Annotated in this window: 23 protein-coding genes; 13 read left to right on the top strand and 10 right to left on the bottom strand. The window is 40.4% G+C overall.

From position 1 onward, the window contains the following. Positions 1–290: 290 nt before the first annotated feature. The 3 genes from ACEW80_RS14950 to ACEW80_RS14940 form a co-directional block, all read right to left on the bottom strand. The gene (locus tag ACEW80_RS14950; protein ID WP_373527345.1) at positions 291–974 is read right to left on the bottom strand and encodes a PEP-CTERM sorting domain-containing protein; all 684 of its coding nucleotides are present in this window, start codon (positions 972–974) and stop codon (positions 291–293) included. A 239-nt stretch (positions 975–1,213) separates the two neighbouring features. Continuing rightward, complete coding sequence (gene yhdJ, locus ACEW80_RS14945) at positions 1,214–2,101, bottom strand: adenine-specific DNA-methyltransferase (RefSeq protein ID WP_373527344.1); 888 nt, start codon at positions 2,099–2,101, stop codon at positions 1,214–1,216. Between the two features lie 39 nt (positions 2,102–2,140). Continuing rightward, positions 2,141–3,370 (bottom strand): MFS transporter, encoded by a 1,230-nt coding sequence (locus ACEW80_RS14940; protein ID WP_373527343.1) that lies wholly within the window; start codon positions 3,368–3,370, stop codon positions 2,141–2,143. Positions 3,371–3,543: 173 nt separating this feature from the next. Here ACEW80_RS14940 and ACEW80_RS14935 point away from each other — a divergent pair, with 173 nt between their 5' ends. Beyond that, positions 3,544–4,281 carry an aspartyl/asparaginyl beta-hydroxylase domain-containing protein gene (locus ACEW80_RS14935; protein WP_373527342.1) on the top strand — a complete coding sequence of 246 codons (738 nt, stop codon included), beginning with the start codon at positions 3,544–3,546 and terminating at the stop codon, positions 4,279–4,281. Between the two features lie 337 nt (positions 4,282–4,618). Here ACEW80_RS14935 and ACEW80_RS14930 read toward each other — a convergent pair whose 3' ends face one another. From ACEW80_RS14930 to ACEW80_RS14915, 4 genes are all read right to left on the bottom strand, one after another. Further along, positions 4,619–5,899 carry an aminotransferase class I/II-fold pyridoxal phosphate-dependent enzyme gene (locus ACEW80_RS14930; protein ID WP_373527341.1) on the bottom strand — a complete coding sequence of 427 codons (1,281 nt, stop codon included), beginning with the start codon at positions 5,897–5,899 and terminating at the stop codon, positions 4,619–4,621. A 120-nt stretch (positions 5,900–6,019) separates the two neighbouring features. Next, complete coding sequence (locus tag ACEW80_RS14925; protein ID WP_373527340.1) at positions 6,020–7,111, bottom strand: Rieske 2Fe-2S domain-containing protein; 1,092 nt, start codon at positions 7,109–7,111, stop codon at positions 6,020–6,022. A 106-nt stretch (positions 7,112–7,217) separates the two neighbouring features. Continuing rightward, positions 7,218–8,123 carry a cupin-like domain-containing protein gene (locus ACEW80_RS14920; RefSeq protein ID WP_373527348.1) on the bottom strand — a complete coding sequence of 302 codons (906 nt, stop codon included), beginning with the start codon at positions 8,121–8,123 and terminating at the stop codon, positions 7,218–7,220. Between the two features lie 37 nt (positions 8,124–8,160). Continuing rightward, positions 8,161–9,885, bottom strand: coding sequence for a GH3 auxin-responsive promoter family protein (locus tag ACEW80_RS14915; protein WP_373527339.1), 1,725 nt, complete (start codon positions 9,883–9,885; stop codon positions 8,161–8,163). 518 nt (positions 9,886–10,403) lie between these two features. Here ACEW80_RS14915 and ACEW80_RS14910 point away from each other — a divergent pair. The 4 genes from ACEW80_RS14910 to ACEW80_RS14895 all read left to right on the top strand — a co-directional run bounded on the left by ACEW80_RS14910 (position 10,404) and on the right by ACEW80_RS14895 (position 14,201). Further along, positions 10,404–10,907, top strand: coding sequence for a sterol desaturase family protein (locus tag ACEW80_RS14910; protein ID WP_373527338.1), 504 nt, complete (start codon positions 10,404–10,406; stop codon positions 10,905–10,907). 303 nt (positions 10,908–11,210) lie between these two features. Continuing rightward, a complete protein-coding gene (locus tag ACEW80_RS14905; RefSeq protein WP_373527337.1) occupies positions 11,211–12,026 on the top strand; it encodes an acyl-CoA desaturase in 816 nt (271 codons plus the stop codon). A gap of 61 nt (positions 12,027–12,087) precedes the next feature. Further along, on the top strand, positions 12,088–13,236 hold the full coding sequence (locus ACEW80_RS14900; RefSeq protein ID WP_373527336.1) for a hypothetical protein: 1,149 nt from the start codon (positions 12,088–12,090) through the stop codon (positions 13,234–13,236). Further along, positions 13,233–14,201 (top strand): NAD-dependent epimerase/dehydratase family protein, encoded by a 969-nt coding sequence (locus ACEW80_RS14895; protein ID WP_373527335.1) that lies wholly within the window; start codon positions 13,233–13,235, stop codon positions 14,199–14,201. Before ACEW80_RS14900 ends, ACEW80_RS14895 begins: the two co-directional genes overlap by 4 nt. A gap of 109 nt (positions 14,202–14,310) precedes the next feature. On the opposite strand, the gene ACEW80_RS14890 is transcribed toward ACEW80_RS14895, so the two are convergent. Beyond that, positions 14,311–15,054 (bottom strand): Uma2 family endonuclease, encoded by a 744-nt coding sequence (locus tag ACEW80_RS14890; protein ID WP_373527334.1) that lies wholly within the window; start codon positions 15,052–15,054, stop codon positions 14,311–14,313. Between the two features lie 33 nt (positions 15,055–15,087). Beyond that, positions 15,088–15,729 (bottom strand): Uma2 family endonuclease, encoded by a 642-nt coding sequence (locus tag ACEW80_RS14885; RefSeq protein ID WP_373527333.1) that lies wholly within the window; start codon positions 15,727–15,729, stop codon positions 15,088–15,090. Between the two features lie 133 nt (positions 15,730–15,862). Here ACEW80_RS14885 and ACEW80_RS14880 point away from each other — a divergent pair, with 133 nt between their 5' ends. From ACEW80_RS14880 to ACEW80_RS14850, 7 genes are all read left to right on the top strand, one after another. Then, on the top strand, positions 15,863–16,405 hold the full coding sequence (locus tag ACEW80_RS14880) for a GNAT family N-acetyltransferase (protein ID WP_373527332.1): 543 nt from the start codon (positions 15,863–15,865) through the stop codon (positions 16,403–16,405). Between the two features lie 154 nt (positions 16,406–16,559). Next, positions 16,560–17,285 carry a pyridoxine 5'-phosphate synthase gene (locus ACEW80_RS14875; protein WP_373527331.1) on the top strand — a complete coding sequence of 242 codons (726 nt, stop codon included), beginning with the start codon at positions 16,560–16,562 and terminating at the stop codon, positions 17,283–17,285. 139 nt (positions 17,286–17,424) lie between these two features. Then, positions 17,425–18,144, top strand: coding sequence for a SnoaL-like polyketide cyclase (locus ACEW80_RS14870; RefSeq protein WP_373527330.1), 720 nt, complete (start codon positions 17,425–17,427; stop codon positions 18,142–18,144). A gap of 65 nt (positions 18,145–18,209) precedes the next feature. Continuing rightward, positions 18,210–18,539, top strand: a complete 330-nt coding sequence (locus tag ACEW80_RS14865; RefSeq protein WP_373527329.1) for an MgPME-cyclase complex family protein — start codon at positions 18,210–18,212, stop codon at positions 18,537–18,539. Between the two features lie 112 nt (positions 18,540–18,651). Then, positions 18,652–19,323, top strand: a complete 672-nt coding sequence (locus ACEW80_RS14860; RefSeq protein ID WP_373527328.1) for a hypothetical protein — start codon at positions 18,652–18,654, stop codon at positions 19,321–19,323. Between the two features lie 725 nt (positions 19,324–20,048). Further along, positions 20,049–20,408: a Mo-dependent nitrogenase C-terminal domain-containing protein gene (locus tag ACEW80_RS14855; RefSeq protein WP_373527327.1), complete on the top strand. Its 360-nt coding sequence runs from the start codon at positions 20,049–20,051 to the stop codon at positions 20,406–20,408. 22 nt (positions 20,409–20,430) lie between these two features. Continuing rightward, positions 20,431–20,703, top strand: a complete 273-nt coding sequence (locus ACEW80_RS14850) for a cupin domain-containing protein (RefSeq protein ID WP_373527326.1) — start codon at positions 20,431–20,433, stop codon at positions 20,701–20,703. A 62-nt stretch (positions 20,704–20,765) separates the two neighbouring features. Here ACEW80_RS14850 and ACEW80_RS14845 read toward each other — a convergent pair whose 3' ends face one another. Next, positions 20,766–21,326, bottom strand: a complete 561-nt coding sequence (locus ACEW80_RS14845; RefSeq protein WP_373527325.1) for a hypothetical protein — start codon at positions 21,324–21,326, stop codon at positions 20,766–20,768. A 174-nt stretch (positions 21,327–21,500) separates the two neighbouring features. Between ACEW80_RS14845 and ACEW80_RS14840 the strand changes: the two genes are divergently transcribed. Continuing rightward, the gene (locus tag ACEW80_RS14840) at positions 21,501–22,247 is read left to right on the top strand and encodes a creatininase family protein (protein ID WP_373527324.1); all 747 of its coding nucleotides are present in this window, start codon (positions 21,501–21,503) and stop codon (positions 22,245–22,247) included. Positions 22,248–22,386 lie beyond the last annotated feature (139 nt).

Genomic DNA, 22,386 nt, shown 5'->3' with positions numbered 1-22,386 from the left:
TAGCATCCAGAGGTTCAAAAACCTTGCACTTTCGTCGGCGAGCGCCGGGCAAATTGGGAAACTAAGCGACGAAACTACTATTTTGTAAGCTGTGTGGCTTCTAGATTCGCTCTGGAGACTTATTCAGCAAGCCCTATTTATCTTTCCAGTCGGACTCCAATTCATGTCCAATTCTGACGACTGATACCTTTATTTTTTATTAATAAAAAATCTTAATAGAATACAATTCTACTAAGATTATACATTAGAAAAATGTTACAGAAAAATAAAAGAGAAAACAAAACTAATGATTAAGCTTTGAATTTTTCTTGTTTCCACTTTTTATCATTATTTGCTTTAAACAAAGTAGCAATTCCAAAAGCTAAACCTACTCCAAACAAAGTAGATGGTTCAGGAACTGATGTGGTGGGAGTTGGTACGCTATTAACATAGCTATCACTCTTACCATTTGGAAGACTACCCACATGGATACCTAGCTTCAACGTCCCAGCATTTATGGCTGTAAGAACAGTATTGTAGTTAGCATTGAACGTAATACCTAAAGATTCTCCAGATTGTACTGCGTTAGAGTTAGCACCTTTTGTATCTGCACCAAATGTCTCATTCCATCCAGAAATATTGTTACTTTGCGCCAAATTTTGAGTATTCTTCTTTGATTCAAACAAAACGTTAGGGGAATTGCCTACATTCAGCACCATAGTAGACAAAATACCCGATACACTATTGTCAACGCTAAAAGCGACTTGTTTCAAGGCTTGGGTCGAAGAAGCATTATTCAAAAATTTGAATAAAACTTTACCACCTCCATTGTCAGTTACATCAAACGAGAAATTGCTAGCAAAAGCATCACCAACAGTATCACCACCTGAAATATTATCAAAACTAAAACTGGCGGCTGAAGCTGGTGCAGAGGTTGCAATAACAGTAGCTCCAATCCCAGTTAAAAGAAGAGAAACAATTGTAGTAACTTTCATGTCAAATGAATTTCCTAAATTTCCATGCGAATACTAAATTAATCCTTTTCTTTCTAAAACGGTATATTTCCTGACTGCTTTTATCAAAACTTTATTGATTACCTTGCTACATAAAGCACCAATAATGGAAAAACAATAGCTATATAATGTAATCATTCACGGGGGTAATTAGTTGCTGAACTCTATCTCCCTGGTTGGGAAAATGATGATTTAGAATCTCAAGGATTTTTTTTGTGAATTCATGCTGTACTATCCGCATCAAAAAGGCTCCCCTGTATGGTGTTTATTGTTTGCCCATTTTTATTTTTTCTAATATTGTTTTTTCGCGGAGATAATAACTTTTCTCCTTTGTATTCTTTCCATCCTAGAACACGTCTAAGACCGATTTTCAGATATTCTTCTTGAGATTCTATGCTGATAGAAATCCGCCCTAAGCGTTTTGCCACAGCAGCAGATGTAAAAGTTCCTGCAAATGGGTCAAGCACAAGACTACCCTTGTCAGTACTTGCAAGAATAATTCTCTCTAATAATGATTCTGGTTTTTGTGAGGGATGATTTTCATATTCTTCCATGCGATATCTCACACGAGAGAAATACCATACATTACCAGGTACTTTTTCTGTATTGTATAGGCTGGGAACGATTTTTCTGTAATCAATTAACTTTCTTTGTGCGCCTGTTTTTGCTTCTATTTTAATATCAGTTGAGTTGAAAATATAATTGCTTTTATCTTTAACACAGTGAAGTATTGGCTCATACATTGAGCCGAAGTATTTTGTTGCTTGAACTCCAGAACTATCGTAATGCCATACAATTCTGCTAAGAATTACCATTTTCTGCCTTAAGTAAAGGTCAAAGTATGGCATAGCTTGAGTGCTTGTCATGACATATAGAGTTCCATTTGGCTTCAATATCCGAAGACATTCATCAAGTAATTTGTAAGCCCACTTCGCATACTCTTCCTCAGACTCCCATTTGTCGTAGAAATTTGAAAACCGTTTTCCGATGTTGTAGGGAGGATCGATAAAAACAATATCTACAGATTCAGAGGGAATCTCACTAGACAAAATATGTAGGGCATCGCCATGAAATATAGTATGTGCCTTGTCTTCATATCGTTCAAACATTCACCATTTATCTGAAAATAAACTGTACACTAACAAACCTTACCGCTCAATCTGTCGTTGTAAAGCAGGCAATTCAAAAAAGAACCAAATAGCAGCAGCAATACATAGCACTCCACCAATGAAAACAGTTTTGGATGCTCCAATCTGACTGGATAATACTCCCATCAAAAGACTGCCAACAGTTCCCATGCCAGTAAATGCCATGATGTAGAAACTAGAAACTCTAGCCCGCTTTTCCTCTTCAACCACCACTTGAATCAAGGCATTCCCAGCACTCTGCTGTAACAGAAACCCAAACCCTCCGATGAACATGGCGATTAGACTTATCAAAAGTGTCTGTGATGCTCCAAGCATCACTAAAGCACAACCACATAGGATAGGCCCCAATCCAATCAACTGACTCAGCCTTTTCAAACGTGTTTGTGTACTTATATACAGCGTAGATAATAATGCTCCCGACGCAGCAGCAGCGCTTAAAAAGCCTAAAGTGACTGCATCACCCTGCAATACATCCTTTGCGAACAGTGGTAGCAGAGTTGTAGTACCAGTCACTAACATACTGATGAGAGCCACTTGCAGCAGGACTATCCGAATTGGCAGGGAGTTCATCACATAACGAATCCCTTCCTGCAATCCTTGTCTAAGAGGCTGTGGTTTGATAAAAGGATGCTTTTGTGGTGGTAACTGCATTAATGACAGCCCTGCCAGAATTGCTAGAGAACTTAAACTATCAATTAAAAAGCAGATTCCAGTGCCTGCACTGGCAATCACCACCCCTGCTATGGTAGGAGCAATCATCCGAGCCAGACCGTAGATGGCAGAATTCAGCCCGACGACGTTACTTATATCTTGGGAGCGGTCTACGAATTGGACAATTAAGGAATAACGGGTAGGAATATCAAAGGCACTAATACAGCCAATAAAAAACATGGCAATGAGTAGTTCCCAGGCATGAATATTGTCAGTAAGTATTAATATCCCTGTTATTAAAGACACAAGCATGAAGAGGATTTGAGTGACAAGCAGGGTATAGTAACGATTCCATCGATCTACTAACACCCCAGCCACAGGGAGCAATACAAAAGTAGAAAATTGGTTAACGAACTGGACTCCACCAAGCCATGCAGCAGAATCGGTCATAGTATAGACTAACCAGATTAGTGCCGTCTGAGCCATGAAACTGCCCACAACAGAGATACTATGTCCAACGAAATAGAGTCGGAAGTTTCTCGATTGGAATGCTCTCCAGGGATGGCGTGAGTGATCCATTTGGTATTTTAAACTGAGGTATTTACTACTAAAAGTTAATATTTAATTAATAATAACAATTTATGAACGCATCTTCCGTAAAAACATTGATGCAGTGTTCAACTTTGCAGATATTTTATAATATCCCTAAATAATGGTTAAATCAATTTTGGTAATACAACTAATTTTGAAATATGAAAGCAAATAAAAATTTCGTCAATTTAATTGTTCAAAGCCAAATTATTAAAAAACTAGAGAGTTGGGTTCCCAAGTATTCTTTAATTGGAGATTCTATTTTTTTCAGCACAGACCAGTTTCCTTGGGCTAAAAAACTGGAACTGAATTGGCAAGTTATTCGTCAGGAGTTGGATTCAATTCTCCAACACACTAATGAGTTGCCAAATTTTCAAGATATCATGCCTCGCCAAAAAAACATTACTCAGGATGATGGCTGGAAAACTTATTACTTTTACGCCTTCGGCTTCAAGGCAGAAAAAAGTTGCCAAAGGTGTCCTGAAACTTGGAAGCTATTAAAGGAAATTCCCGGACTCAAGGTAGCATTTTTCTCTGTTTTGTCTCCTAAAAAGCATATCCCCGAACACCGAGGTAAGCATAAGGGGTTGATTCGATATCACCTGGGGCTGATAGTGCCGGAACCGGAATCTGCCTGTAGAATTCGGATTGGTGATGAAATTGCCTACTGGCAAGAGGGCAAAAGCTTGATTTTTGATGATACATTTGCCCACGAAGTTTGGAATGATACAGATGGCTATCGCGTGGTGTTGTTCCTAGACATTGTTAGACCTTTTCGGTTTCCCTTCTCTATCATAAATTGGCTCGTGTGTCAGATATTAACTTTATCACCGCTTGTTCAAGAAGCTAAATCTAATTACAAAAGCTGGGAGAGCCAGTTTGAAAAGATTATGAAATGAAAAAGAGGGGTAAAAGCCAATACGCTTGGGTTAAGCAAAGCGCAACCCAACAAAGAAAATTGTAGGTTGGGTAGAACGAACGCGAACAGCGTCTTATAGAGAAGTGAAACCCAACAAAATCACGGAAGTGTTGGGTTTCGTTCCTCAACCCAACCTACATAGAAGTTGAATTTTAGGCTTAACTGAGCTGTATTGGAGTAAAGGCATTAAATCGCTACCCCCCTTTCTGGTAATAGCGTTGCTCCCTAACACCACTGCCTCGCCGTTGTAGCAGCTGGTGTTGGGGAGCAAAGAAGATTAAATTTTTACTTTTAACCTTCTGCCTTTTTCAAATCAACTATGCACTAATTGTTGATTTGTACAACAAGTTGCGAGTTGCTACCATTCCGGTAACTAAACGTTCCATATCCTCTCGCGTATGGAGAGCATTAACTGTAATCCGAATCCGGGGTTTAGCAACAAACCAAATCGGAGATACCCACATCCCGTGGTCTTCCATGATTTTTCTACCAAACATCTTGGGATTAATTTCTGTTGGTAAAAGAACTGGTACAACATTGGTTTCGCCAAGAGCAACAAAGCCTTGTTCAGCTAGGCGCGATCGCAAGTACCAAGTGTTATCCTGAAGTTGTTTCACCCGTGCTGGAAATTTGCGAACCTGACGGATACTCTCCAACGCCGCAGCAGTCATTGGTGGCGGCAAAGAAATTGTCCCAATGGAAGTTGGAGAAACATTTAATAGTGGTTTTAACTCTGCAACATGGGTACTAATGGCGGCTCCGGCTGAGGCGGCAAACTTAGAGAAAGTTGTCATAATCAGCGGCACGACACCCCGCTCAATCGCCTGAGAGGGCATGAGGCCAAAATGTTCATAAATGCCTCTGCCAGTTGCGCCAATTGCCCCGCTAGCGTGTGCCTCATCCATCACGAGTACGCTGCCTTCATAATTGTGTAGCACATCCAACATCCCTGGCAGGGGTGCAATATCACCATCCATAGAGAATACCGCATCAGAGACAACCATAATGCGATCGTGAGGCTTGGCAGACCGATGCAGTTTGCGAGCTAAATCTTCGACATCACAATGACGGTAGGCTTTAACTCGGACGCGGGGACTATGACCAAACACTTTACCGGAACGAGTTCCAGCATTCACAATTGCTGAAACAATACAGCCATGATTGAGAACATCAGTCAGAATTAAAGTCTCTCGCGTATTTTGAAATCCTGGAACTGGAATTGCTAAGTGACAGAAAGCATCCATCAAGGCTTGCATTGCCATCCAGGCATTCATGAATAGCTGTGTGTGGGGCAAATGCTTAAAAGCTGAAATTTCGTCCTCTAATTGTTGATGTAAGTCAATCCGCCCACTTAAGACGGAGCAAGAACTGTTAGAGGTTCCATACTTGAGAATAGCAGCGATCGCAGCTTGCTTGACAGCTTCTTCTTGAACTAATCCCAAGACATCATTCGTGCAGAAGTTAAGAACTGTTCGACGCTTACCAGTTGCGGCTTCTTGGATCTCAACTAAATTGCCCTGTTTTTGATGACAAATGTACTCGTCTGGATCGAGTTCACTCGTGTACCAGCGCTCAACATATTCTTTGATAATTTCCACAAATTTACTTCTCTTACTTTCTTTAAGATGGTATATCGCCTCTAGTGTGCAGCATACTTGAGGAGTTGTATCTCTGCTATCTATTTCTTTAAAACAAAGCACTCGCTGACACAATTAAAGCTAGGCTTGTCTTTTTTCCTGCTTACCATTAGGCTGCTCTCGACTAAATTTTTGCGTGAATTGTTCATACTGCCCAATAATCACTCGCTGGAGAGCAATGATCGCCGGGTTGATTTCTACATAATGCCGTTGGGGATTAGCAAGATATGTTTTATGCTCGCTCTCAACCATTTCGATATCTTGGGTAATAAATTTCAAAAATACGAAATGTAGAATGAAGTTGGCTAACAGTGGTTTAAGCGGTTGAAATATCCATTTAGGGAGGCGAAGTTTGAGAAACAGCAGGGAAAACGAACGAGTTTCTGTTGGACTGATTGGTAGTCTCATCAGGTATAGAGATGAAACGCCCTCAAGGGAGTGGTGATAGTGGGGGTAAGAGTATTGGATTGAAATAGTACGGGTGGCAATTTTATCACTTTGTTCACTTAATCCTAAAAACTTAGTGAAGGAACCTTGATAAGAGACTTTATATTCAGCAAAAACTGATGCTTCTGTCGCTTGCAAGTTTGTCAGAACTGGATCAAACCAGCCTTGTAATTCTTGGTGTAAAAAACCATGAAATACATCTATCGTGTTTTCATTGCACATGGAAAAATGAGCTTTGAAGTATGCAGTAATCGGTACTATTAACCAATCAGAATCTGAAAATTCTGGAACTTCAGGTAACTGATTCATCAGAGACAAAACCGGATCGCCTGGAAAAATCCAAATCAGGTTGTATTTTTCTGCGACTGGATAACTGCGGACTTGAGCGCAAGGAAGTTTTTGCTCTTGAGGAAAATAGGGAATGTTGACGCACTCACCATTGCCATTAAATTCCCAACCGTGATAAGGACAAGCAAGGTTACATCCGAGAACTTTGCCCTTGTGCAGTTCTACACCCTTATGTGAACAAGCATCCTCTAAGGCGTGCAATTGACCATTGCGATCGCGGTAAAGTGCGATCGCCTGCTGCCAAATCATCACAGGCAAAATCTCACCAGCTTTAAGTTTGTTTGCCCAAGTCACAGGATACCAGTAATTTGGGTTAATACCTACTTCTCTGGCACGTTTTTGAACTGTCTGGCTTTTGAGGACTGCGGCTAGTTCCATTTGCTTGTACCTCTACTGCTTGTTTGATTGGTGAAATCATTTCTTGCTGTAGCCAATTTCAGACGAATTTTTCTCGGTTTTAAGAAAAATAATTTCTTATTCACTTTTATAACATTTGCAAAATTTTACTGATTTTTTGTTTTCTATCACTGCTAAAAATGGCCATTCCTATGCTGAATAAAGTATGTGGTAATCCAAACAAAAATCCCAGAAAATTACGCCATCTACTCCAAGAAAATACAGCCCTGGAAGTCGGATATACGCGCCAGAATCGATTAACTGAACATACCATTTCATTTCCCAATGCTGTGACTTCATGCCACCATCCCGCAGGAATATAAAGAACTTCTCCTGGATTGAGTATCACTTCATATTTATGTAAGAGTGCTTCCTGAAATTTGGGAAATGTTTTCAAATCTGGGTTCTCTGGATAAACTTGACTAAACCAAGAACGCAATTTTAAGCCATGAAGTAAATGTACATAAAGTGGAAATGGATAGATATTGTGCAATTGAGACGGTGGAAAAAGGACAATTTTTTTTGATCCATGTAGTTGCATCAGTGTCCCGTCCCCTGTATCGTAATGTAAACATTCGACATGGCTTCCTGGGCCAATCCAAAGATTTAAATCACTAAGAGGTCTTTTTAAACCAAGTTGCTCTCCAAGACTGTTTAAAGAGTCTATATTAGCAAGAGGTGTGTTTTTAATCGAACATTTAGCTAAATAAATGTCGTTTTTTTGTGCCTCATGGTTCCGCAACAGATTTGCATAATCTGTAAATGACATGATTTTGGCTTCTACTCCACTACCAATATTTGCCCATTTACGTTTGTCTTGGTTATACCTTTCATGCCCGTAAAAACGCGCAACGAATTTCTGCTCGCCTAATTTATCACAAAGATAGTCTAGATTCCAGTCACACTCCTGAAGTAATCCAGTGATAACAACAGGGATGCCATTTTTTTGATATGATTCAACAAATTTTTTTAATGTTAGAGATGAGAAATTAATTTGCTCTACTGTTTTGGCGGCATTATTTAATTTAGATTTAGTTTCTATGTTTCAAGGTTTCCATCGTTTGCTCAAAACTATCGACATCCTGAGGCATTCTAACTTCATATTGAACTGGCAAATCCACAAGAAACTTCCGATCCTCACTAATATGAGGAAATTTTAGCTGGCAATCTGGCATTCCTTTTTGCAAGTAACGTTGCTGGAGGATAGCGAAACTGCCAGGAGCTAAAATCCGCAGTCGGGGAGGAGGTACTAAATCTCGGCGCTCAACTTCGTATGAAGTATGAATTTCTTTAAGTTTGTTGTCAAAGCTAGTCAGGAAAACTTGGGGATTGTTAAGTGTATCACCAGGAGCGAGTTCAATGTTTACTAAATAGTGAGCCGGAAAATTATTCTCCGACAAAGTGATACAGAAATCTTCTAAGGATAAGCTGAAATCTCGTTGCAGAGCTTGCATAACCTGTGTTGCATGAAATTCTGTGGTCTTTTCAGTGATTGAAGAAAGCAGTCCGCCTCGACGGTGACGGAAAACAATTAAGGGAGTTTGTTCGTAAAACCCTAGAACTTCTACAACATCGCCAATATCGTAACGATAGAATCCACTGTAGTTGGTTGTGAGGATGCGATAGCGATCGCCTACTTTGACTTCATTCGCTAGTAGTGTTTTGGGATGCTCTATTTCCCACTGGTCTTCGGGAATAAACTCAAAAAAGCCTGACTCGATCGCTAGGATGCTGCCATCTTGATTAAGGTTAGGGTAAATGCTAAATACGGCTTCTGATGCTGCATAGACTGCGCCAAATTCCGGCGTATCTCCGAAATAGGTCGGAAATCGTTCAAAATAAAAATCTGACGTTCCCCCGCGTGAGGTGGTAACAAACGATAAATTAGGCCAAACATCTTTGGGGAGCAGTCGGCCTTCTGAGCGGAAGATTTCTCGTAATTGAGTAGCTCGTTTCGGATCTGGCCAGCATCGCCGCTCTAATTTTGCCCGGAGTTCTGGTTCCAGTTTCAACCAACTAGCGATCGCTCCTTTATCTATGTCTTGGATCAATTCTTCGCCATAGCGCTCCAAATAGCTGCAATTACGCAAGATTAGCATGGGAAAACTTCCTGTCATCCCTCGCATTGACTGATCGCGCAAGGCAAATAGTAGACAAATATAGTGACGAGCTAAACTATCAGATGCCTCTAAAACCTCATAAGGGTGAGCAAATAATTGTTTGAACAACAACTTATTCAAGTGCAGATCACCGGAACCAGCTGACCCATAATTAATACCACCGCTAGTAGTGCCGAGAAATTGCACTGATTTTGTCAATAATACTTTTCCCAACTCCAGCCCCCGGATTGACAGCGCCTCGCTTAAAAAGCCCAGACTTGTCAAATGAGCCAATCGCAAATATTTCTGAGTTTGCTGGGTGACAGGAACCAGTTTCTTTTTTCCAGTCGAACCACTGGTTAGAACAATATAAACTACAGGCTCAGTGGTGAGAATGTTTGCTTCACCTTCAGCAATGCGCGTGATGTAGGGTTCATAGCTGCTGTAAGGTAAAACTGGAATTTGCTCTCGAAATTGATCGATAGTTTTGATATCCTGGAGTCCAAATTCCCGACCTAGTTCAGTATTTTTATGTGCCAGCAACAATTTACGTAAGAACTGCTCTTGCACTGCACTGACTTGACGAGTTTTTCTGACAAAATTTGCTTTGAAGTATCTGGCAGTCTGGGTTAAAAGTGAAAATAATGGACTTGGCATTGAGGTTTAACAAAAGTTAGAGCTTTTTGACCAAGAATTTTTTAAGGATAACTGAGAAAACTTGGCTTTATTTAGTTTAAGTAGGTGTGCGTAAATAATTCAAGGTTTGTAGTAAGGGCTTCAGCCCTTAGAATAGGGCTAAAGCCCTTGCTACGAGCCAATTTAATTAATTTTATATTGCCTAATCGGATTACCTATGAGATTGCGTAGAACAAGAGACTTAAGCCCCTTGTCTCACCAAGCCTGATTTTATGCAGTTTCACAGAGAATTAGTATAATATACTTTGATTTATTCTTACCCACTTAACTTAATGCTATTAACTAGTGCTTTGTATCAGCAGCAATATGGTGTTGTAGGTAATTACTTATTTAAACATATATTAAAGCTACCCAAAAAAGTTGATATAATCATCTAGATAACTAATAATAACTTGACAATTGCTTCATTTTTTGTAAAGAATAATTCGTAGCAACACTGATAGGTTAAAGCTTTTGAAAACTTGTAAGGAAGAATACTTGTGTTTCTCCTAGCGAAACTTTCCGTTGGAATCGCCTGTTTTACTCTCGCGTTTGTCTTTGCGAGTTTGATTGAATACTTGCTACATCGCTTGATGCATATTTCGCCCCGTATTGGCAAACGTCACCGAGACCATCACTCTCGCAATGAAGGACAAGGGGTGCTGTGGGAGTTTCGGGATTATATCAGAGGCAGCATTCTGGTAATGGTTCTGATGTTTTTCCACTCCTGGGAAGCCGGAATCGGTTGGTTACTGGGTGGATTAGTTTATGCTGCCTTTTCAGCTTATGCTCATCAGCTACAGCACGACAATCCAACCAAATGCTTCTGGATGAAGATGCCTGTTCATTACGTGCATCACAAGTATAATATGTGGCATCACAATTTTGGTCTAGCAGTAGACTGGTGGGATCATGTTTTTGGTACATACAAGTCTGTAGAATGGCTGACAGAAGAGGAACTTAAGCAACCTGAACGTGGTTATTTGCAACTCAGGTGGAGGTAAAAATTGTCATAAGATAAAAACTTTTGTTTCTGAGAGCGCTTTCACCAAAGACTTAATGATATGTTTCCTGAGACGCTTCTAGTTCTCCTAATTAGGTTGGAGGAAAACTGATTTGAATTACCTCCAAGAAGCAAAAGCCTTTTTTGTTGCCAGTTATCAGCATTCCGTCAACCAGTTTTTACATCACTTAACCAACCTGTTGGCGATGTCTATGATGGTCACTGAGCTTTGCGATGCACTGAGCTTGTCGAAGTGCCGGCTACGCCTACGCGGTTGCTCTTTTCTTGTTCTACGATGGATTCCATGACAATTGCAGTTTCTAATTCACCTAGTCCCCGTTGGAATGTAATTTTTTTTACAGTTGTGCTGCACCTGGCAGCTTTATTGGCATTCCTTCCCAGTAACTTTAATTGGGCTGCTGTCGGTGTGGCAGTATTTTTGCACTGGATAACGATTAGTTTAGGAATTTCATTAGGCTTCCATCGCTTGGCGAGTCATCGGAGTTTCCAAACTCCCAAATTCCTAGAATATTTCTTGATTCTCTGCGGCACATTAGCAGGTCAAGGAGGCGTTTTCGGTTGGGTAGGATATCATCGAGCGCATCATTTGCATACAGACAAAAATGGTGATCCTCACAACTCTAATCAGGGTTTTTGGTGGAGTCATATTAATTGGTTAATGCATGATGTCCCCATCAAATCACAACTTCCTTCTTTGACCAAAGATATTGCCAACGATCGCTTTTATCAGTTCTGCCACAAGTATTACATACTATTACAGGTAGCTTTAGCCGTCTTGCTTTATTTGCTAGGTGGCTTACCTTTCCTGGTTTGGGGGATTTTTGTCCGCTTGTTTGTTGGATTTCACTGCACTCTTTTTGTGAACAGTGCTTGTCATACATTTGGCTACCAAACTTATGATACTGGCGATCGCTCGAAAAATTGCTGGTGGGTTGCTCTGCTAACTTACGGTGAAGGTTGGCATAATAATCACCACGCCTTCCAATATTCCGCTCGTCATGGTTTGCAGTGGTGGGAAATTGATCTTACCTGGATGGCGATTCAAGTATTAGAAGCATTCAAGCTGGTTACTAAGGTTAGGGTTCCACAGAAGCCATAATTGCTCTTTCAAGAAAGCCCCTCAGCTATAATTTGCTCTTCATAAAATTAATTCAAAAACCGTGATTACTCAAACAGCAACATTTGAAATTTGTCCTGTCACATCCACAGCACACAACAAAATGTTTCTGGATGTTCCATCACGGATTTATGCCAACGATCCTCACTGGGTGCCACCGATCATTGATAGTATTGCCAAGCAGTTTGCACCGACTAATCCTTTTTTAAAGTACGGAAAACTACAACAATTTATTGCTATATCTCAACAAGCAAATGGTTCTCAGGCAGTTGGACGGATTGTTGCCGCAGTTAATCAACGCTTGATAGACCGTGAAGGTGAAAATGTCGGTCTGTTTGGCTTTTTTGAATGCATTGAAGATTTTACCATTGCCCAAGCTCTGCTAGATACTGCTTGCAAATGGTTGCGATCGCAAGGTATGACCATAGTTCGTGGCCCGATTGATTTTTCCACCCACAATAACTGTCTATTTTTAGTTGATGGATTTGACTCACCGCCAATGGTGATGATGCCCTACAACCCGCCCTACTATCCAGAATTTATTGAGCGAGATGGTTGGCATAAAGCCAAAGATGCTTATGCTTATAATTTTCCATTAGATAAACCCTTACCAGTAGAATTTGAAAAAGCTTATCGAATTGCTTGTAAATCTGGTGTGAGCTTTCGCCCAATTAAAACAAAGGGTGATGGATTTGAGCAAGACGTTAAGAGCATCTATCAGCTTTTTAATACTGCTTTTGCTAATAACTGGAGCTCCACTCCGCGAAGCCAGGCAGAATTTTTGGAAGAAGCTAGAGACTTGCAGAACTTGGTAGATCCTGATGTCTTCCCAATCGCCGAATACGATGGCAAAATGATCGGCTTTTGGATGAGTTTACCTGACTACAATATTGCCCTAAAACACGTCAACGGTAAATTGAACTGGCTCGGAATTCTCAAGTTTCTTTGGTATCGCCGTCAAATTGATCAAGGACGAGTCATTGCCATTTGTTCACTACCGGAATATCGTCGGAAAATGGTTTCTCTAGCCTTAATTTATTTGGGAATGCGAGGGGGAATACAAAAGGGCAAACCCTATAAAAGGGCTGAACTTTCTTGGGTATTTGAAGATAATTTCCCTTCGCGCAAATTAATCGAAGCATCTGGTGGCAAGATTTATAAAACCTATCGAATTTATGAAAAAGCTCTATGAAAGTACTCGTTACTGGAGCCAACGGATTTACAGGTTCTCACTTGGTGCAAGCTCTACAAAAGCAAGATAATATTGTTGTCGGTTTAGTACGTAAATCTAGCAATTTAGAACGTCTATCTAATTGCAATATTCAATTGGTTTACGGTGATATAACTGATCGGGATGCACTACGAGCGGCGATGACTGGCGTAGACACGGTTTTTCACACTGCTGCCTATGTAGAGCTAGGAATTGTCAATGAAGCAGAAATGGAGCGGGTGAATGTCGAAGGTACAAAGGCGGTGTTAGAAGTAGCCCAAGCAGTGGGTGTATCGAAATTAGTTTACTGTAGCACTATTGGTATATTTGGTGATACTAAAGGTCAAGTCATCAATGAGACTTTCCAAAGAACACAGAGCGACTTTTCTTCTGCTTACGATCGCACTAAATACCAAGCTCAACAATTAGTAGATCAATTTGCCAAAGACGGTCTTTTTGTAGTCAGCATTCTCCCTTCTGGGATATTTGGTGCAGATGACCCTCATTTTGGTTCCGTCATCCAGCTATTTCTTCAAAGAAGACTAAAGCTGTGGGCAGGAGGCGATCGCATTACTGGCATTGTCCATGTAGATGACCTGGCCTCGGCGATGATTCTAGCAGCAGAAAAAAGTCAATCAGGAGAGTATTATATAATTTCTTCTGGCGATTTAAGTACCCGCGAAATGTTTAAAATTCTCTCACAAGCAACAAGTATTCCAGTACCTTACGAAGTTCCAGAATTCTTAGTGAGACTTGCGGGAAACTTACTCGATCCGATAGGTATCCTTCTGAAATGGCAACCACCTCTTAGCCGCGAGCGTGTTCACTATATTTATGACCGTTGTGTTCGAGTAGATGCCACCAAAGCCCACAATGAGCTTAACTGGTATCCCCGCTCAATATCAGAAACTCTACTTGAGCTAATCGGTTGTGTTGCAAAAAATTAAATTTAAACTGCGTCTACCTTAAAAATATTACCGTCAACTGTTAATGGCATGGTACTCTCTGCATCTTGGCATCCACAGCAATTTCCAGACTCGAAAAAGCCAAAATCTCTCACAAAATATCTGGATTTTCTCCCAACTCTTTCAATCTAGCTGCTAAACGAGCCGCCTGTGCAACTGCGACTTGTGCTTGTGCAACTGCGACTTGTGCAAGTGCAGCAGCAGCTTCGTCTGGTAACAAAACCAAATTTCCAGCTACATCATAAAACCGCAACCATATCGCTGTTTCTCTATCTATTGTTCCTTCATAGGTTCCCAACCATAAACTTAACTTTTGACACCATAGCCAACCACGCTCATTCGGTGTTAAAGATTGATATTGCTGATTATGATCTAAATGCCACCCTTGCAAAGAAGTCGAGTCAAAGGGGTCATAGACAAAATAATCTGAAGTATGAAAAGTTTGTTCGTAAAGGTCTTTCTTAACAGTCTTATCTATTTTGGCTGTAGATGGTGACATTAATTCTACAATCACATCAGGATAACGACCGTTTTCTTCCCACACTACCCAACCTTGACGAGAATTAGTACCGTCCACATTCAGGACAGCAAAGAAATCGGGGCCACGGAAATCCTGGTTACGTACTTGGGCGCTGCTGTAATAAATAAACATATTCCCACCAGTAAAAAAATCATTCCGGTCAATCCAAGCTTGTTGCAATGACCGAATCAAGACATTCATAGCAATACGGTGGCGATTTGATTCCAAGGATTCTCCGTCATCAAAAATTAAATCTGTGGGCGGTGTGGGGTGTTCCCAGTCTAGAATGGCTCTTGGGTTGTTCTCAGTAGTCATGAGCGATCGCCTTTCTCAGAAAGTCTTGAATTTCTATGATAAATTATTCTTAACCCAATTCTTAAAATTACGCATAGCTTGACTTCTCCCAATAGTTAAACACTGCTGAACATATTCATTGACTAATTCAATAATTGGGATATTAAGAAAATTAGGACTAGATTCAGATTTTATATATTTTCCTTCTGTTAGCAACGAAATTTCTAAACCTTGTAGTGTATATCGCCAAAGTTCAGGAACTCCTAAAATTTCATAGTTCTCAAATCGAGTCCGAGAAGTAATATCAATTTCGATAGCTAAATCTGGTGGGGGATCTATATTTAAATCAATGCGATTTTTGCCAATTATAGCAGCTTGATTTTGAATATAAAAACTGGTGTCTGGTTCTACTGCTTGCTGCGATCGCTCATTTTTAAGTGTTGTGGAACCGAAAGGCTCAAAATCAATTTGGAGTTTGTCTAACAAGACTTTGACTAAATCACCAATAAGTTCTTTATCTTTTTCGTGTTCGGCTAGAGGAACCATAATTTCTAACCAGCCAAGACTATAAGAAATACGTGCGGCACGCTTTTCTCCCATCTCTGCCAAAATATTTTCTAACTGCTGCCAACTAATATCTTTGAGCAACATTTGTTGACCAGGATTAACAATAATTTGTTGCAGTTTTAAAAGCATATAACCTCAGAGAGTTGATGTAGTAGTGTGGAGAACAGATTGAATTTACAAATCAACTTTCTTAAAGTATATCGCCTCTGAACATGAGTATAGATATTCTGTAAAAAGGTCAATGTAATAGAACATACAGAGAATGCAAATACAACTCACCATTCGTAAAGCTTCTTGTGAGGACATTCCGGCTTTAGAAGCTCTGATTTCAAACTCGGTAAAAAATCTTCAAGCTGCCTATTACAGTCGTGAACAAATGGATGGCGCTCTCGGCACTGTTTTCGGTATTGATAGCCAACTGATCAAAGATGGTACATATTTCATTGCTGAGGTTGAGTCTAATATTGTCGGTTGCGGTGGTTGGAGTCAACGCAGAACTCTTTTCGGAGGCGACAAAACTCAGAATAAAGAAGACGACTTACTTGATTCACTTCATGAGCCAGCACGAATTCGTGCTTTCTTTGTGCATCCTGCCTGGGCGCGTCGTGGAATTGGAAGTAAAATCATGGCAGCTTGTGAAGCGGCAGCCATTGCCGTAGGTTTTTCGAGACTTGAATTAGTTTCTACTCTTGCTGGTGAGCCACTTTATAAGGCACACGGGTTTTATGATGTTAAGCATTTTGAAATATCTCTCCCTAATGGAGCTTCTCTCCCAGTTATTCGGATGTCAAAGCAGATAGTTTGACTGCTGGAAAAATAGAGTAGTTAAGCATTTGGACTGACGTTGAATAGAATCTCGTTTGATCGCATTTTAATGTGTCTTTAATCTTTCAAGCAAAACTCCTACTATTTCCGGTAAAATCAAGTTCTGAGGACTGTGGATTTGGGAGAAATTTGAGGTGCCTACACTTGGCGTTAACATTGACCACATTGCCACCATTCGGCAAGCACGGCGGACGGTAGAACCCGACCCCGTGGCGGCGGCGGTACTGGCAGAATTAGGGGGTGCAGATGGGATTACGGTGCATCTGCGCGAAGATCGGCGGCATATCCAAGATAGGGATGTGCGTTTGTTGCGGGAAACAGTGCGATCGCATCTTAATCTAGAAATGGCCGCTACAGATGAAATGCTAGCGATCGCTCTCGATATCAAACCAGATTACGTGACTTTAGTCCCCGAAAAGCGCGAAGAAGTCACAACAGAAGGCGGACTAGATATCGTCGGGAAAATTGCTAAAATAAATGAGATAGTTGATAAATTGCAAAGCGCTAGCATTCCAGTTAGTTTATTTATCGACGCCGACGCATCACAAATCGAAGCATCAGTCAAGGTGCAAGCGCGGTTTATTGAATTGCACACCGGACAATACGCTGAGGCTAAGGATGAAACAAATCGCCAGCGAGAATTAGCCGTATTATCTAAGGGGTGTGAACAAGCGATTCAAGCTGGATTGCGAGTCAACGCTGGACACGGACTCACCTACTGGAACGTCTATCCGGTGGCTGCGCTTCCAGGCATGGAAGAACTAAACATCGGTCATACCATCATCAGTCGGGCAGCATTAGTAGGTATGGAACGAGCAGTCCGCGAGATGAAACAAGCTATAAAAGGGGATGGGGCATAGGGCATTGGGCATTGGGCATGGTGGAGAATTAAAAATTACCTCTTTCTCCCTGCTCCCTGCTCCCCTGCTCCCTTAAACTTTAGAGGGGTTGTCACTGCGAAATCTAGAAACTGGCAGCAAATCTTTAGCAAAAACTTCTATGAGCGCAACACAGTCTAACAACCTGCCTCTTTGGGTACAGGATAGAGATAAGGTGATAGCAGAAAGCACTGATGTCGAGTGGCGCTATCAGACACCGCCTGATTATTCTCGTTCTAAAGAGAATCTCGCTAAAGAAAGTATCTACAATCACCTTGAGGGTACACTAGAAGCGATCGTGCAGAACTTGGTGCGAACCTTAGAGATGGAGGTATCTTTCAAAGCTAACCCGCAACAGTGGTTATCTATTGTGAATGACAAGTTTCGCGTGAGTACCAATGGCGGGGTAGAGTATACACCAGCAGATTTATCAGCCCAAGGTACTTACAATCTATTTATGGCTGATTCAGAACATTACAAGGCTTCAGAAGAAAGCTTTGAATCATCCGCAAAAGTCTTCCATACAACATTTCCCCAAGGATTTCCTTGGGAAGTGCTGGAAGTTTTCTCAGGTCCACCAAATGTGACATTCAAATGGCGGCATTGGGGACATTTTAATGGAGAATACAAAGAGTATGCACCTACTGGAGAGACAGTAGAAATTATCGGCATGAGCATTGCAAAAGTTAGCGATGACTTGAAGATTGTTTCCTTAGAACACTACTTTGACAATAGTCTGTTTTTGGAAAAGCTAATATCTGGTGGCAAAGAGACAAAAGCCAAAAACCAGGGAAGTGCTTGTCCATTCAGTTCTTGGTTCAAAAAATCCCACAAAAGTTAATTAATTTAAGGGTACAGTGCAGCACTGTACCCTTAAATTATTCAAATAGCAACTGAAGGATGAAAATGCAAACATATTATTACGTTTTGGCAAGTCTTCGCTTTCTTCTCCAAGAAGAACCAATTGACGAAGTTCTCAAAGAGCGCACCCGTCACTACCACGAACAAGAAAAACAAATAGATTTTTGGTTGGTTCAGCAACCAGCTTTCTTGGAAACACCCCAGTTTACAGAGCTAAAAGCGAAGTGTCCCCAACCAGCAGTGGCGATTATTTCTACTAATCCGCAATTTATTACTTGGTTAAAACTGCGTTTAGAATACGTCATCACTGGAGAATTTCAAGCTCCTTCTGAGACAATACCAGATGCTTTGGCATCATTTGCTACCGTATCATAGGAATGGGGAATAGGGCATTAGTTATTTCTTCCCTGCTCCCTATTTTTATCTGATAGGAACAAAATATATTTTTATAAAATCTTTTAAGACACCATTTATCTGTGTAACTTTTGTGCAAAGATTTAAGACTTTAGCAAGTATTTTAGGATTAGCGATATCTACGACGAGCTTCGCTTCCGCCGGGTTGATTGGTGGCATGACTTCTGTCTTTGCTCAACAAGCCATTCCCCTTTGTCAACCACCGAATGCAGGCGAGTATCTTTTATTAGTAGTCAGTCCCACAGCAAATAATCAAAAGCAGTTGCGTAGCGCCTTACCCCCTGAACTTAAGACTATCACCTGCAAATATCTCAACGAAACTGTGACGCGCATAGGGGGCTTTAACAAAATTGACGATGCCAATCGATGGGCAAGGTATGTTAGCAATATTGTTGGGTTGTCTGCCATCATCACCACTCGACCGACAGCACCAGATGTACAGCCACAGCCACAGCTACAGCCACCTCAGCAGACAGTCAGCTATAATCCTCAAGCCTTAGGAGAGGGTTATGCTGTACTGGTAGATTATTACAACCGTCCAGAACTAGCAAATAGCGTGCAGCAAGTAGTGGGAGGTAACGTAGGTTTTGTTTCTTATGGACAACGTCCTTATTTGCTAGCAGTTTATACCACCAACCAAAGTGAAGCATACAACACATTGCAGAAGCTGAACAATCGCAATTTCGTTGCCAGTATAGTAGATAGTCGTAAGGTGATTCTGCTGCGTTCAACTGTGCGGTTGTAGTAATATTAAGTTTACGAAATACTGATGCGATCTATCAAGATGGTAATTTGTCAATTGACAAATTACCAGTTACTAATTTAGGATTCACGCATTGACAAAAAATACCAAATATGAGTAAGTTTAAAAATCACTGATCGCTGTATGCCCTTACACCCGATATACTTGTTGTAAATATTCTTGTAAATACTATAAGTTCTAAGTATATTAGCTTGGAATTATCAAACGATTTCTTGTTACTTGTTAGATAATGCCTAACTTATCTAGTGTAACATATTGGACAGATTACTAAATATTTAATATCCTAAAATCGCTAGATAGTTAGAGGCTAATCATAGCGGAGCCTATATAGAGTAAGATCAAAACTGTATTTTTCTTCCCTGAAGTACATCTCCAGATAGTAGGCACTTTTAGAACTAGGCATTTATATTTAAGATATAAAATTGCTATATTCAAATTAGCAATCCAGAAGTTAAGGAAATGCCATTTTTATATTTTCTTTGTTATTTTGTATTTAACGGGACAGTTCTTCTTGATTTGGTAGGGTTAAATAACAATTAGTTAGACTATTCTCTCCCAAAGATGGATGTATGTATGTAAATTGTTTGCATTGTGCTTATTTTCCTTCATAATTTATAAGCCTAGTGCAAATTGACCAGACAAATTACATGGTAATATCCCAAATCGGCAAATAGTTCATCTACACAAGGAAAACCTTGCTCAAAACTATGCTTAAAACAAATAATCGGCGTATTTTTCTACCTGCTTTTATTAACCCTTCAGAAGAAAATAATCAAGCAGGTAGTAAAAACAAATTTGCTCAACCTAAATTAGATTTACTACAACCATTACGTCAATGGCTGGACAAAATCGAAATTCAGAATCGGAAATTAGCTCAATTTATTGCTAAGTTGATTCCTGCCCAATGTCCATTTGAGCGTGATATCATGCTTTTTGGTCGCAAAATAGGACACATTCCGCCAATGTGCAAACTCAATCCGCTTTATAACGAACTTGTGTACTTGCGTTTTCGCGCTTTGTGCTATCTAGTAGATCAATGTGGAGAGGATATCCAATCTTACTGCTAAACATAACTAGAGAAAGCACAGTATGGAAATTAAAATTGAGCATCAACCCAGTCAACAACATCTCAATCAATTGGGTGTGTCCAAATGGGCAATTTGGCAAAAAGAAATCTCAAAATTTCCCTGGACTTATGATTCTCAAGAAACCTGCTACTTTTTAGAAGGTAATGTAGTTGTTACTCCTGATGATGGAGAGCCAGTGCAAATGGGTAAAGGCGATTTAGTTATTTTTCCCGCTGGTATGTCCTGCACATGGGAGATTACAAGTAACGTGAAAAAACATTATTACTTTGAATAGTCTACACCCAAGATTGATCCCCTTTGCTTTCTTGATGATCCTGAAAACTTACATCTCATAATTCAATTTGGATTTCTATTATCAGGAGGTTCGCAACGAGTATCGTAGGATAAAGTAGCAGAATCGGTAAATTGCTTATATCCATATCTGTCGAAACTCGTTGCGACTCCATCTCCTAAACAATATTCATAGAAATAAATAGTCTCATTTCCTCCAAATTTGGCAGAAAGTTCTTGCCAGATTGGAGGTTTATAACTAAAAATATAGTTGTAAAATTTTACTGCTTCAGCTTGATCGTAATTATAACTACCTGGGTATTGAGAAAAATCACCGTTGAAATTTAGTTTGATATATTTGACTCGATTGTTCACAAAGATGAGCGAGAAATTGCTTTTAGTAAACTGAGGAAATAGCCGCCGAAAGCTCTGTGGAGCATAGGTATAGGTAACGGTATCGCCATTGAGTTGTTTGGTAATATAACGACCAAAATAGTGCTCGATTGTTTGAGGCGTTTGATTTAAAACATAGCGTCCCGCCACAGCAGAAGGACTATAAATACCGCTAATCAGCAAAAATCCGAGAGTTAAACCGATAAAAGTTTGGCAGAGATGATGGGATTTCATAGTGATGTCTACGACAAGCCGCTTCTCTTCGAGAGGCTACGCCAACGCGTCTACCCCGCCACTGGAAACAAAGAAAGTTCATAATCATGTTAGTGGGAGTTTAATTACAAAAGATGCTGTTTAGCAGAAAAAGGTTTCGTCCCACTGTAATTTTATCGAGAAAAATCATCAAAAATGTTACTACATTTAAGTACTTGGCAAGAAGTCGAAGCTTATTTACAGCAGTCAAAGGGAATTATTTTTCCTATTGGTTCCACAGAGCAACATGGGCCAACGGGGTTAATTGGCACTGATGCCATTTGTGCAGAAGCGATCGCTCGTGGTGTAGGTGAATCAACTCAAGCGATCGTTGGCCCTACAATCAATGTGGGGATGGCACTGCATCATACTGCCTTTCCTGGCACAATCAGTCTGCGTCCCAGCACTTTAATTCAAGTAGTACGAGATTATGTAACTTGTTTAGCTAAAGCTGGTTTTACCAAGTTCTACTTTATTAACGGACACGGCGGTAATATCGCCACCCTCAAAGCTGCTTTCTCAGAAACTTACGCTCACTTAGAAGATTTGCAGATTGACAATGCCCAACGGGTACAATGTCAAGTGGCAAACTGGTTTATGTGCAGTTCTGTATATAAGCTAGCTAAAGAATTATATGGGGATCAAGAAGGTTCTCATGCAACCCCAAGTGAAGTAGCTCTCACCCAGTACGTTTATCCAGAAGCGATTAAGCAAGTACCCCTCTCACCAGAAGTTGCAAGTGGACACAGGATTTATAGTGCAGCTGACTTTCGAGTGCATTATCCAGATGGACGCATGGGTTCAAATCCGGCTTTAGCAACGCCAGAACATGGTAAGCAATTTTATGATTTGGCGGTGAAAGAACTTAGCAATGGGTACTTAGAATTTGTGAACGCAGAATAAAAAAACTCATGCTAAGACACTATTAGAGGATGAATGAACAAGTCCTCTTCTTGGTAGCAAATACTTTGAGATCCCCCTAAATCCCCCTTAAAGAAGGGGGACTTTGAGAGAGGTTGCCCCCCTTAAAAAAGGGGGGTTA

The sequence above is a fragment of the Nostoc sp. genome (genome assembly GCF_041747015.1).
Lineage (GTDB): Bacteria > Cyanobacteriota > Cyanobacteriia > Cyanobacteriales > Nostocaceae > Nostoc.
This window is presented reverse-complemented; position numbering and strand designations above follow the sequence as displayed.